The organism is Kribbella sp. NPDC051718, from assembly GCF_040681515.1.
Taxonomy (GTDB): Bacteria; Actinomycetota; Actinomycetes; order Propionibacteriales; family Kribbellaceae; genus Kribbella.
Genome location: NZ_JBFAYZ010000014.1, coordinates 1 through 11,580, shown reverse-complemented (window position 1 = coordinate 11,580; position 11,580 = coordinate 1). Strand labels below are relative to the sequence as shown.

Here is an 11,580-nt window from a genome sequence, read left to right as displayed (position 1 = left end):
CCGGCCCTGGGCTTGGGTGCCGGCGGGGTCAGGCCGAGAGCAACTCGTCGGCGAAGGCGGCGATACGGTCTGCGGCGGTCTCGACCAGGAGCCGGCCGTCCTCGGCAGTGGCACGTCGGGGATCACCCAGGACGCCACGCTTGTGATACGCATCGAACCCGACGGACAGGCGTGGACCTTGGGCCTGCCGGGACAGCCGGGCTTTCGGGGGTAGTTCGTCGAGCTGGGTCGCGCCGGGCTCCAGGAGTTCTGGCTGGACGAGTTCGGGCGCGAGGTACAACATCTGGGCGGTCTCCGCCTCGCCTGCATGGCCGTGCACCTGGCTGACCTCCATGCCTGCGATGAGGTCGGAGACCAGAGGCGTGATGGGTGTCCACGCGAAGGTGAGATCGGGTTGCAGGAGGTACTCCTGAGCCAGTACCGACAGCGCTGCGTTGTTGCCGCCGTGGCCGGTGATGACGAGGAACTGGCGCCAACCGTGCTGGTGAAGGCTGGCGACGACGTCACGGAGTACGGACTGGAAGGTTGCCGGGGACAATGTCACTGTGCCGGCGAAAGCCATGTGGTGTGGGGAGACGCCGTAGTTGACTGGCGGCGCGATCACAGCGCGACCGTCGAGCCTGTTGGCCACGAGGTCGGCGAGGCCCTCCGCACGGACAGTGTCGGTCGACATCGCCATCCCACCACCGTGCTGCTCCTGGGCGCCGACCGGAATGATCACCAGCGGCGCCAGCCGGACGGCGTCGCGCGCCTGGTCGGTCGTCATCTCCGCAAGCTTGTTGCTCATGGCAACTCCGGGAAGGCGGCGGCCTCGATGGCGGTGCGGATGTGATCGAGGTGCTCACGGGTCAGCTGCTCGGCCGCGACGGCGTCCCCACTCTTCACAGCCTCGAAGATCGCCCGGTGCTCCTCGTAGTCCCGCTTCCGGTTGTCATACAACTGCCTGATCTGCTGCTGCTCCCGCACCCGCACCTTCAGCAAGCTCCCAATCAACTCCTCGACCACCGGGTTACCGGTCGCGGCCGCCAACTCGACGTGGAAGTTGAGCGCAAATGCGGGCCCACCCGGAGGCGTCAACGCATTGGTAACCGCCGCCTCCAACTTCTCCAAAGACTGAGAAGCTGTGGCCGCTTGGGCGGCGACTGCAGGCTCGAGGAGGAGGCGGGCTCCTATCAGTTGGAGGACCGACTCTTTGGTGATCGGTGGGCGGTGGGGGTTGGCGAGGACGACGTTGTTGATGGTCGGGCCGACGTAGGTTCCCGAGCCGTGGCGGAACTCGACGGCTCCGGTGGCCTCCAGTTTGCGGAGGGCCTCGCGGATGGTCGGGGTGGTGATTTCGAACCGCTTCGCCAACTCGCGGGCCGACGGGATCGCATCGCCCGGACCCAGGTCGGCGTCCCGGATGATGCCGAGGATCGCCTCGGTCAACCGGTCCGACAAGCTGGGCGCCACCGTTGAGTTAGTCACAAAGTGACTAAATCACTTGCTCTCTTCCCGGGTCAAGACCTCAGATCAGACCGGCATCGTGGATCAGCAGGGCGAGCTTGGTCCGGTTCGGCAGGGCGAGCTTCGCCATCACATGCCCGAGGTGCACCTTGACCGTCGACTCGCTCACCGACAGCCGCTCAGCGATCTCCGCATTGCTCAGCCCCTCGGCGACCGTGATCGCGACCTCCCGCTCCCGAGGCGTCAGCGCTTTGAGCGCCTCAGCCGCCTCGCCCACCGGTGCGCTGCCGGGTGCCGGGCGCGCTGTATAGGCACTGATCAACCGCCGAGTGATCCGGGGCGACAGCATCGCCTCGCCCGCGACGACCGTCTGAACCGCCTCGACCAGCGCCCGCGGCGCGATGTCTTTCAGCAAGAACCCACTCGCCCCCGCCTGCAACGCCTCGTAAACGTATTCATCCAGGTCGAACGTCGTCAGCACCACCACCGGCGGCGGATCCGGCAGCGCAGTCACCAACCGAGTCACCTCGATCCCATTGACCTGCGGCATCTGGATATCCGTCAGCACCAGATCCGGCTCGTACTTCGTGACGAGCTCGACCACGTTCGCCCCATTGGTGTCCTCGGCAACCACCTCGGCACCGCCACCCGCCTGCAGGATCAACCGGATCCCGTTCCGCACCAGCTCCTCATCGTCGAGCAGCACCACCTTGATCATCACTCCGCCACCTTCATCGGAAGTACTGCCCGGATCCGGAACCGATCCTCGACCCACCCGGCCTCCAGCTGCCCACCCGCCAGCGAGACGCGTTCGCGCATCCCCACCAGCCCGTACCCCGAACCAGGCACGCCTCCGTCCGCGGCTCGACCACGCTTTTCATCGACGACAACCAGCCCCAGAGACCCGCCGCTGGGCGCTTCCCCCGCACGTCGCGTCGCCTCTCGCGGGTTCGTCACCTCGACCACCAGTTCATCCGCGTCGGCTGTGATCACGACGCTGACCGGTTGCCCCGGCGCGTGCTTTGCCGCATTGGTGAGCGCCTCCTGCACCACCCGATACGCCGCGCGGCCAGCGGCGGGTGCTGGCTCAGGTACCGGGTCCGGCAGTTCGAGTTGCACGTCGAGGCCGGTCGCACGGGCGTCATCGACCAGCACCGGTACTGCGCTCAGCGCCGGCGCGACGTGACTCGGCTCGCCCGGCTGCTCGTCACGTAGTACCTGGAGGATCTCCCGCAATTCGGTCAGCGCCGCCGTACTGCTCCTGCGGATCACCTCGGCCACCTGCTCGGTGTGCTCGTCGGGCGCCGTCATCGTCAACGCACCGGACTGCAACGCGATCGCACTGACCCGATGCGCGACCACATCATGCATCTCCCGAGCAATCCTCCGCCGCTCGGCGACGACCACCCGCTCGGCCCGCAGATCCCGCTCCCGCTCAGCCTGATCCGCTCGATCCCGCAAGGCTTGCAGCAGTGCGCGGCGTTGATAGACCCACAACCCGAGCATCATCGGGGCGCCCACAAACAACACACAAGAGGCAAGCGCCTCAGGCCAGCTGTAGGCATCCCGCCTTGGCACCGGCCATACCACTACAACCACCGAGCAGTACACGGCCGACGCGAGAGCCTGCCACCGAAGGCCCTTCCGGCTCGCCACGGTGTAGGCGGCGATCATGATCTGGAGGCTCGGAAATGCCAACCCGACCGGCGTAACCGCCACAGCAACAAGCGGAAACCTCCGCCGCACTACAAACCCACCGAACACCACAAGGCTGACCAGCACGCTGGTCCATTTCACCGCCGGCCCTTTGTCCTCCAGGAACGGGAGGACGGTCAGGCCGGCGGCCACCAAGATGTCAAAGGCAACAACCCACCGCTTCCCCTCCCACCAAGAAAGCCGCATAGCTCTACGGTAGAGCCTTCCGCAGGTGTTTCCCCACGCACCCTCCGATACCTGCTCCTGCGTCGCAGGCACGTTCGAGCGCTCCCGCCCGCCGGTACTTGGCGCTCCTGCGTCGCGCGACGCGACCACCGTCGCATTGGCCAGCCTGGTGGGATGCACGTGATGGATTGCTCCCGCGCAGCCTCCGATTCCGGTCGGCCTCGCGACCGAGGCGAGCCGCCCGCCAGCCCTCCCAGGGCGGTCGGCAATTGCCCGCGAGATCAAAGGGACCGGCGCCGGCGAGCCCACGGAATACCCCACCACCTCACGCCCGCCCAGTCGGCCGGCCACCCAGGTGGTCGCATCGCGCGACGCAGGAGCGCAAGAACACGGGCGGGCGGGAGCGCTCGAACAAGCACGCGACGCAGGAGCGGGCATCGGAGGCCGCGTGGGATCCACCCCACCACCTCACCCGGCCCAGCCGGCCAGCCACCCAGGTGGTCGCACCGCGCGACGCAGGAGCGCAAAGCACGGGCGGGCGGGAGCGCTCGAACCAGCCTGCGACGCAGGAGCAGGCGTGGGAGAGCGCGTGGGGAACTTCCGGCCCGGGTGTCTAGGACTTTGGTAGTACGGAGGTTTGCGGTTTTCGGCGGATGTGGAGCGGGGTGTAGGCGCGGCAGTCTGGGCCTATGGCAATGAAGAGGATGGTCCGAGGCGCAAGTTTGCTGATGGCAACTGTTCTGCTGCTCCCGTTTGGGCTCGCGACAGCTGACGCGGCACCGGCGCCGGGTGCGGCTGATCTGGGAGATCGACTGTTTCCGGGGTTGGGGAATGGTGGGTATGACGCGTTGAGCTATGACGTGAGTCTTGGCTACCAGGTCGGTACCACCCAGATGCCGGGTGTGGTGACGATGCGGGCGATGGCCACCCAGTCGCTGACGCGGTTCAGTGTCGACTCGGCTGGGCAGCGGATCAACTCAGTGACAGTCAACGGGCGAGAGGCGAAGTACAAGCTGGTTGGCGAGAAGCTGACCATCACGCCGAAGCGCACGTTGTACAGGCATCTGCCGTTCACCGTCCGAGTCGTCTACACCGCCGACCGGGCGCAAAACCCTGTATCACCGGGCCTCAACCTGCCACCAGGAGTGGCCAACCCGTTCACCGTCTGGAACGAGACGCCGGACGGGTTCGGCGTCATGGGCCAGCCGAATCGCGCGCACGTCGTCTTCCCGTCCAACGATCACCCGAGCGACAAAGCGCAGTACACGATCCGCATCACCACCCCGAACGACCGCACCGGCGTCGCCAGCGGGCGCCTCGTCGCGGAGTACAAGCATCCAAAGACCACGACCTGGGTCTACCGAACGCAGCACCCGATCAAGACCGACGTGGTGGCGATCGCGGTCGGCAAGTTCCGCGAGATCAAACAGACCGGCCCGCACGGACTCCCGATCCGCAGCTACCTCGGCCTCGCCGAGTTCCAGGGCAAGTCCTACACCGACGCAATGCAGGCCAACGCGATCGAGACCCCGCAACAACTCGCCTGGCTCGAGAAGCAGATCGGCAGGCCCTTCCCCTACGAGCAGTACGGCGCACTAGGGCTGACCACGATCTACGACGGCGTCGCGCTCGAAACGGCCGGCCTGTCCACCTTCGGTCTCCCGCTCTCCCTCCCGGCCAAGGACGAAGCAGGCACCCTGGTCCACGAGATGACCCACCAGTACTTCGGTGACGCGGTCTCCCCCCGAAGCTGGGACGACATGTGGATCAGCGAAGGCCATGCCCGGTACTACGAACGCAAGTACGACGCCTCCCGCGGCTTCACCGATCTCACCAAAGAGCTCAAGGACCTGTACGAAGCCGATCAACAGTCACGCCACGACGCCGGCCCGATGGGCCACCTGAACAGCCAGCTCGCGGTCCTGTTCGACACCGACGTACCTGGGCAGCTGATGCTCACCGGCCTCGACACGATCGTCGGCGAGCAGACCTTCCAAAAGATCGAGCAGACCTTCTTCGACCGCTACCGCGACGGCAACGCCAGCACGCAGGACTACATCGACACCGCCAACGAGGTCAGCGGACGCGACCTCACGCACTACTTCCGTGCCTGGATCTACGGCGCGACCACCCCACCCATGCCAGGCCATCCGGACTGGCACAGCACTCCCGCAAAGGCAGCCTGATGAACACCACCCTCGCGATCGCCCACGCCACCAGCAGCACGACCAACGACACCCTCGGAGTGGTCGGTGCCGCACTGCTGGTGGGTCTCCTGCTCGCCTACGCCCTGCTCGTCCTGGGCGCGCTGATCAGTTCACTCGGCGCACCGATGAGCGGGGGGATGAAGCTGGTCTGGGTCGTCTTCATCTTCATCGCCCCCTTCATCGGCAGCATCTGCTGGTTCCTGATCGGCAAACGCAACGCGTACGTCTCGGCGTACCGCTGATCAGGCGGTGACCACCACGGGAGCACCGTTGGAGGTCAGCGACCAGTCGGTGGTGTGGAAGGCGTCGGGGTTCACCTGACCGGTGGCGGTGACGTAGTCGATCATCAGCTGGCGGATCTCGACCTGCCGGTTGTAGACGACCGGCGCGGTCTTGACGTGCGGGAAGTTGCCACCGCCGGACTGGCGGTAGTTGTTGACGGCAACGACGAACTGCTGGTCCGCGGCCACCGGTGCGCCGTCGTAGCTGAGGTCGGTGATCCGGGCGCCGGGAGCCTTGGCGATGTCGATCTTGTACGCCAGCGGCTTGGTCAGGCCGCCCATGATGTCGTAGTTGTAGTCCGGCGTACCGCCCGGAGCGGTTGGCGTGACCGCGTTGGTGACCTGGTCGGCCGGGAACGGTCCCGGACCGCTGACCTGCTTGAAGTACTGGGCGGAGAACTCCAGGTAGTCCTTCACCTGAGCGCCGGTCATGGTGACCGCGAGCAGCGTGTTGTCGAAGATGTACAGCCCGGCGACGTCGCGGATCGAGACGTCACCGGCGGGGATCGCGGCCGCGCGGTTGAACGGAGCCGCGATCGCGAGCACCGGCAACGCGGCTTGCGGCGTACCGGCCAGAGCCTTGCTGACGGCGTCGGCCTGGATGAAGTTGACGAAGTCGAGCGCGGCCGTGTCCTCCCAGGGCGCGGTCGCGGCGGACATCGCCTGGGTGCAGGTGCCGATCTTGGAGTTGACGTAGTTGACGACCTTGTCGTGGTCCTCCTGCAGGATCCGGACCACCTTGGGGTCGGACGTGACCGTGTTCGCGTTCAGCACCTGGCTGGCCCGGGCGAGGACCTTCCACTTGCCGCCGACCTTCTGCAGGTCGAGGTCGATCAGGGACAGCCGCATGCCCCACTTGAGCGGCTCGGTCAGGACGACCTGCTCGCCGCTGACCTTGTTCGTCACGAGCCGCTGCGGGATCTCGAGGTGCGCGTGCCCGACCAGGACCGCGTCGATGCCGGGGACGGTCTCGGCCATCAGGACGGAGGCGTTCTCGGGTACCGGGAGCGCATCGCCGTACGAGGAGGACAGGTCCATCCCGGAGTGCGCGGAGACGATCACCACGTCGGCGCCGGCCGCGCGGACCTTCGGCACCCATTCCTTGGCGAGCTCGACGATGCCGCCGAACTTGATCTTGTTCTCGACGTTCGCCTTGTCCCAGATCGCGATGCCGGGGTTGGTCAGGCCGAGGATGCCGACCGTGACCGTGCCCTGGCCGTGCACCTGGACCTTCTTCAGCACGTACGGCGGGAAGACCGGCAGGCCGGTCGTCCAGTCCTGGGCGTTGGCGCCGAGCAGCGGGAAGTGCAGCTGGCTCTGGAACTTGCGCAGGATGTCGAGGCCGTAGTTGAACTCGTGGTTGCCGAGCGCGGCGGCGTCGTACTCGATCTCGTTCATCGCCGCGGCCATCGGGTGCCGGTGCCCGCCGGTGATGGGCTGGATCTTGGCGAAGTAGTACGCCAGCGGGGTGCCCTGGATGGTGTCGCCGGCGTCGATCATCAGCGGGTCGGGCGCGTGCCGGGTGGCCTTGATCCGGGCCCGGACGGCCTTCACCAGGGTCGCGACCTTGGCCAGGCCGATGTCGTTGTGCGCTGTGTCGTCGTACTCGGCGTTCTTGAAGTAGTCCCAGTTGAAGACGTTGCCGTGCAGGTCGGTGGTGCCCATGATCGTGAGCCGGACCACCTCCGGGTCCTTGGGCTTGCCGGCGTACGCCGGAGCCGCCTGGAAACCGGCAGCGGCGAGCACCGCGGCGGCCCCACCGATCACCGTTCGCCTGCCCATGTTGCGGTCCACTGCTCCGTCTGCCTGGTTCGCCGGGTCGCCGGCCCCAGTACCGGCAATCGTCTGGTCGCTGTCCGTCATCACTGTCGCCTCACGCGTCGTCGGGTTCTGGCTGAGCTGCTGCTGGACCGGCCACCGGTACCTGTGGGCCCGGCCCGGCCTGCCCCGACACGCACGATACGTGCGAAACGCCGGGGGGTGGTGCTCGGATGGTCCTGTCGGCACGAGAGGATGCAGCAATGACCTTGCCGCCCGGCAAACTCTTCATGATTGCCGCCATTCTGTTCGTCGCTGCCCTCGCCCAAGCCGCCAATCCGTCCTCCCTGCCGCTGCCCACCGATCACCTGGTCGCAGCCGGGCCGGCCGGGCCCCCGCCGCTGAAGATCTCGACGGTGGCGAAGACGGCCAAGCCGGTCCATCGGGCCGGGCGGAAGAGCCAGCGGACCGGCTCGACCGCGGTCGCCGCCGACGACTGGACGCTGACGAACGACGGCAAGGTGCTGTACCTGACCTTCGACGACGGGCCGCAGGTGACGTACACGCCTCAGGTTCTGCGCGTGCTCGCGCGGCACCACGCGAAGGCGACCTTCTTCGTCCTGGGACGCGAGGCCGCGGCGCATCCGGAGCTGGTCGAGCTGACCCGCAGCCAGGGGCACCACATCGGCAACCACAGCTGGGACCACCCGATGCTCACGCATCTGCCGCTCAAGCGGATCCGCGAGGAGATCTTCAGCGGCGTGAAGTCGAAGTGCTTCCGGCCGCCGTACCGCGACACGAACGCGACGGTGGCAGCGGTCGCCGCGGCGAACCACCAGCGGCAGATCCTCTGGGACGTCGACACCAACGACTGGGAGAAGCCGGGCGCGGCAGCGATCGAGCACGAGATCCTGCGCGGCGCCCGCCCCGGCGCGATCATCCTGATGCACGACGGCGGCGGCACCCGCACCCAGACCGTCGCGGCGCTGGACCGGGCCCTCACGAAGCTGACCGCCCGCGGCTACACCTTCCGCTCGCTCCCCTGCTAGCTGGTGACCGAGGCCTTGCCGCCGGAGAAGTGTTTCAGGGCCTGGTCGATCACGTGGACCGGCTGGTCGAGGGCCTTGACCAGGTACAGGCCGGTCGGTTTGAGCAGCGGGCTCGGCTTCACGACCGTACGGACCGCAGGCTGATCCAGCCCCCGTACTCCGGCGGTGGTCGCCCCGATCCCGGGTGCCAGCTGCAGCTCGAGCACGAACTGCCCGAAGATCTTGACCTGCTTGAACCCCTTGACCGCCGTCCAGGGCAGGATCACCGGGTACGCCGCGCCCTCACACGCCAGCTCCAGCGCCTTGGGCGACATCCGCATCGCCACCGGCGGCAACTCGTTGGCCGCGAACCACCGCTGCCGCTCCTTGTCCAGCTTGAGCGCCAGCAGCGTACTGACCACCAGCGGAGCCATTGCCGCGATCAACAACAACGAGAACGGCCACATCCCGGCCCCCTGGAACGCGACCAGCGCATACAACGCCAGCACGATGCCCAAAGCACCGATCACCAACGTCACCCAGGCCCCCCGCCGCTGCACCTTGCTGACCACAGCCCGCCGCTGCAACACCGCACCCCGATCGATGCCGACCACAAACGTCTGCACCGGAACCTGCTCGCTCATCCCCCAACCATCTCAGCCCCAGGGTTCCCCCGCCCACCGACACGGTCTATGTAAGTACTCCCCACGCCTGCCGCAACGTCCGCTCCTAGGTCGCTCCCTCTGCGCCCAGCTCCCAGCCACCCGAGCGCGGGCTCCTACGTCGCCCGCTCAAGAGCGACCGCCCGGCTGGTCGGCCGTGCCGCCGGGGAACTGTCGATCTCAGGGGCGCACTGCGTTGCGCGGGCGTCGACGATCTCGCAGGGTGCACTGCGTTGCCCGGGCGGCGACGACCTCGCTGACACACCGCGTCGCCCAGCCGGCGATAACCTCGCTGACACACCGCGTCGCCCAGCCGGCGATAACCTCGCCGGCGCACTGCGATGTGCAGGTGGTGAGCCAACGGCGCCCGGCGTCCGCTGCCCGCTGGCCGCTGGCCGCTGGCCGCTGCCGAGCATCGGCTCCCGGTTCGGAACTGGGTGCGGACGGTCGTGCTGGTGTGCGCCGCTGGGGTACTACGGTGTCGGGTATGCGTACCTTGCACGTCGGGTTGCGGGTCAGTGAGTTGGAGCGGTCGCTCGCGTTCTACACCGCCGTCGGCTACGAGATCGTCGGTACCGTCGACGGCACGGCGTACGGGAAGCTGACCATGCTCCAGCTGCCCGGCGACGACTACGTGACCATCGAACTGGTCTACGACCCGGCAACCGGCGCAACCGGTCCCGGTGTCGGTATCAACCATCTGGTGATCCAGGTCGAATCCCTGGACGCGACCCGCGCCGATCTCGCCGCCAAGGGCATCGAAGCAGGCCCGGTCGAGAATCCCGGCCCGCGGACCTGCTGGATCACCGACCCGGACGGCTATCGCATCGAACTCGTCCAATGGCCGGCCGGTCACCCCGACGGCATCACCAAATCCGACTTCGCCTGACCCGGCGCAGGGCCTGACGAGCCCTAGTTCTCGACCTCGTAGCGGACCAGCGCCAGGCCGTTCCCGAATGACGTGGCCTCGAGCAGGTTCAGGTTGTGGGTGTCCTCGAAGACCCGGGTTCCCTTGCCGCGAGACGCCGGGCACACCAGCATCCGTACTTCGTCGACGGCGCCGGCGGCCAGCAGGGAGTGCATGAGTCTCAGGCTCCCCCACAGCCAGAGGTCCTTGCCCTCCTGCTCCTTGAGCTCCTGAACGGTGGTGACCGGGTCGCGCGTCACGGTCGCCGCCGAGAAGTCACCCCAGGGCGCGTCATCCAGCGTCGACGAGGCGACGTACTTGGTGAGGTTGTTGAGCTTCTCCCCCCACTCACCCTGCTCCTCGGCGTACGGCCAGTAATCCTTGGCCTGCTGATAGGTGTTCGCGCCGAGAATCATCGTGTCGATCGAGTCCCCGAAACCCATCATGCTCGCCTTGAAAGCCGGGTCCGTCTTCTCAGAAAACGGCTCCCCCGACACAAAGCTGAGCCCGCCGTCCTCCTCCGCCGCGATGTTGTCCACAGTCACCCACTGCTGCACTACGAGCTTGCGCATGTCTCTTCCTCCGTACCAACGATGCGCGGCCACACCGGCCGCCTTCACCCCTGGGACGAAGCCACCATGCCACTCTCGACATCCCAACCACATCTATTTCAAACCGAGGCCTTGCACCGACTCGGGAACCACCATCCCGGGGACTTCAGACCGCTTGTCCCGGATCGCGCGGCGCAGGAGCGGCACCTTGAGCAGCCCGGTGTCGATGCCGGCAAGGGTCGCGTCGATCCGCGCATCCTGCTGCCGGGCAACCATCGTCGCGAGCTGCACCTCGATCGGTACGGTCGGGATGGCCTGTCCGTGGCAGCTGAGAGTCTCGCGCTCCTGCCAGACGAGCGGCGCGCGTGTCTCGACCATCAACGCAGCCGCCGCGGGTGCATCGATGTGCGCCAACTCGACCTTGACCCCCTCGACGTACCACCGCCCAAACGTCCACCGCGCGCCGGCATCACCGAACCGACGCACGGGCTCGGCCACCGTACTGATCCAGTCAGCCGGTACAAATCCGCCGGACTCAACCGCCCCGACCACGTCCGGCGTAGGCAGGACACCGGCGGCGCGGATGACGTCATCGGCCGTCAGAATCGCGATATCGATATCGCCCGGAACGATCGCCACCCCGCGCAGCGCCGTCGCCGCACTACCGAGCAACATCCACTCGATCCGGCCCGCGTTCAACTTCTCAGCGACCGAAGCCAACGCTGTACTCCACGAAGCGCCCATACCCGCGAACCTAACGGCCCCCACCGACATTTAGGTTGGGTGTGTGCCCGCGGGTGGTCTTGCCACCGACTGGAACACGTGGTGATTCCTGAGAATTGAGCGATCATCCGCGGGC

General features: G+C 67.1%; 12 protein-coding genes. 4 read left to right on the top strand and 8 right to left on the bottom strand.

Annotated elements, in window-relative coordinates:
* Window positions 1-28: 28 nt before the first annotated feature.
* Genes AB0M15_RS36955 through AB0M15_RS36940 form a run of 4 tightly spaced genes read right to left on the bottom strand, consistent with a single transcriptional unit; the run spans window position 29 to window position 3,348 of the window.
* The gene (locus AB0M15_RS36955; RefSeq protein WP_363829973.1) at window positions 29-787 is read right to left on the bottom strand and encodes a creatininase family protein; all 759 of its coding nucleotides are present in this window, start codon (window positions 785-787) and stop codon (window positions 29-31) included.
* Window positions 784-1,467 (bottom strand): GntR family transcriptional regulator, encoded by a 684-nt coding sequence (locus AB0M15_RS36950; RefSeq protein ID WP_363829969.1) that lies wholly within the window; start codon window positions 1,465-1,467, stop codon window positions 784-786. Before AB0M15_RS36950 ends, AB0M15_RS36955 begins: the two co-directional genes overlap by 4 nt.
* 40 nt (window positions 1,468-1,507) lie before the next feature.
* Window positions 1,508-2,164, bottom strand: coding sequence for a response regulator transcription factor (locus tag AB0M15_RS36945; RefSeq protein WP_363829966.1), 657 nt, complete (start codon window positions 2,162-2,164; stop codon window positions 1,508-1,510).
* Window positions 2,164-3,348 carry a histidine kinase gene (locus tag AB0M15_RS36940; RefSeq protein ID WP_363829963.1) on the bottom strand — a complete coding sequence of 395 codons (1,185 nt, stop codon included), beginning with the start codon at window positions 3,346-3,348 and terminating at the stop codon, window positions 2,164-2,166. The genes AB0M15_RS36945 and AB0M15_RS36940 overlap by 1 nt, the downstream gene beginning before the upstream one ends.
* A gap of 707 nt (window positions 3,349-4,055) precedes the next feature.
* Here AB0M15_RS36940 and AB0M15_RS36935 point away from each other — a divergent pair.
* Both AB0M15_RS36935 and AB0M15_RS36930 read left to right on the top strand, forming a co-directional pair.
* Entirely contained in the window at window positions 4,056-5,513 is a 1,458-nt protein-coding gene (locus tag AB0M15_RS36935) for a M1 family metallopeptidase (protein WP_363829960.1), read from the top strand.
* The gene (locus AB0M15_RS36930) at window positions 5,513-5,776 is read left to right on the top strand and encodes a PLD nuclease N-terminal domain-containing protein (protein ID WP_363829956.1); all 264 of its coding nucleotides are present in this window, start codon (window positions 5,513-5,515) and stop codon (window positions 5,774-5,776) included. Before AB0M15_RS36935 ends, AB0M15_RS36930 begins: the two co-directional genes overlap by 1 nt.
* On the opposite strand, the gene AB0M15_RS36925 is transcribed toward AB0M15_RS36930, so the two are convergent.
* Window positions 5,777-7,678 (bottom strand): 5'-nucleotidase C-terminal domain-containing protein, encoded by a 1,902-nt coding sequence (locus AB0M15_RS36925; RefSeq protein ID WP_363829953.1) that lies wholly within the window; start codon window positions 7,676-7,678, stop codon window positions 5,777-5,779.
* Between the two features lie 158 nt (window positions 7,679-7,836).
* Between AB0M15_RS36925 and AB0M15_RS36920 the strand changes: the two genes are divergently transcribed.
* Window positions 7,837-8,622, top strand: a complete 786-nt coding sequence (locus AB0M15_RS36920; protein WP_363829950.1) for a polysaccharide deacetylase family protein — start codon at window positions 7,837-7,839, stop codon at window positions 8,620-8,622.
* On the opposite strand, the gene AB0M15_RS36915 is transcribed toward AB0M15_RS36920, so the two are convergent.
* Window positions 8,619-9,245: a hypothetical protein gene (locus tag AB0M15_RS36915; RefSeq protein WP_363829947.1), complete on the bottom strand. Its 627-nt coding sequence runs from the start codon at window positions 9,243-9,245 to the stop codon at window positions 8,619-8,621. The genes AB0M15_RS36920 and AB0M15_RS36915 overlap by 4 nt on opposite strands.
* A gap of 505 nt (window positions 9,246-9,750) precedes the next feature.
* On the opposite strand from AB0M15_RS36915, the gene AB0M15_RS36910 reads away from it, so the two are divergent.
* Complete coding sequence (locus AB0M15_RS36910; protein WP_363829944.1) at window positions 9,751-10,152, top strand: VOC family protein; 402 nt, start codon at window positions 9,751-9,753, stop codon at window positions 10,150-10,152.
* Between the two features lie 23 nt (window positions 10,153-10,175).
* Here AB0M15_RS36910 and AB0M15_RS36905 read toward each other — a convergent pair whose 3' ends face one another.
* Together AB0M15_RS36905 and AB0M15_RS36900 are read right to left on the bottom strand one after the other, a co-directional pair.
* Window positions 10,176-10,742 (bottom strand): dihydrofolate reductase family protein, encoded by a 567-nt coding sequence (locus AB0M15_RS36905; protein WP_363829941.1) that lies wholly within the window; start codon window positions 10,740-10,742, stop codon window positions 10,176-10,178.
* A gap of 93 nt (window positions 10,743-10,835) precedes the next feature.
* Window positions 10,836-11,465, bottom strand: coding sequence for a hypothetical protein (locus AB0M15_RS36900; protein WP_363829936.1), 630 nt, complete (start codon window positions 11,463-11,465; stop codon window positions 10,836-10,838).
* Window positions 11,466-11,580: the final 115 nt, after the last annotated feature.

Excerpts from the sequence above, each read along its gene's own strand:
- AB0M15_RS36905 (WP_363829941.1), bottom strand. The coding sequence starts at position 10,742 with ATGCGCAAGCTCGTAGTGCAGCAGTGGGTGACTGTGGACAACATCGCG.
- AB0M15_RS36925 (WP_363829953.1), bottom strand. The coding sequence starts at position 7,678 with ATGACGGACAGCGACCAGACGATTGCCGGTACTGGGGCCGGCGACCCG.
- AB0M15_RS36940 (WP_363829963.1), bottom strand. The coding sequence starts at position 3,348 with ATGCGGCTTTCTTGGTGGGAGGGGAAGCGGTGGGTTGTTGCCTTTGAC.
- AB0M15_RS36930 (WP_363829956.1), top strand. The coding sequence starts at position 5,513 with ATGAACACCACCCTCGCGATCGCCCACGCCACCAGCAGCACGACCAAC.
- AB0M15_RS36935 (WP_363829960.1), top strand. The coding sequence starts at position 4,056 with ATGGCAACTGTTCTGCTGCTCCCGTTTGGGCTCGCGACAGCTGACGCG.
- AB0M15_RS36915 (WP_363829947.1), bottom strand. The coding sequence starts at position 9,245 with ATGAGCGAGCAGGTTCCGGTGCAGACGTTTGTGGTCGGCATCGATCGG.
- AB0M15_RS36920 (WP_363829950.1), top strand. The coding sequence starts at position 7,837 with ATGACCTTGCCGCCCGGCAAACTCTTCATGATTGCCGCCATTCTGTTC.
- AB0M15_RS36900 (WP_363829936.1), bottom strand. The coding sequence starts at position 11,465 with ATGGGCGCTTCGTGGAGTACAGCGTTGGCTTCGGTCGCTGAGAAGTTG.
- AB0M15_RS36955 (WP_363829973.1), bottom strand. The coding sequence starts at position 787 with ATGAGCAACAAGCTTGCGGAGATGACGACCGACCAGGCGCGCGACGCC.
- AB0M15_RS36945 (WP_363829966.1), bottom strand. The coding sequence starts at position 2,164 with ATGATCAAGGTGGTGCTGCTCGACGATGAGGAGCTGGTGCGGAACGGG.
- AB0M15_RS36910 (WP_363829944.1), top strand. The coding sequence starts at position 9,751 with ATGCGTACCTTGCACGTCGGGTTGCGGGTCAGTGAGTTGGAGCGGTCG.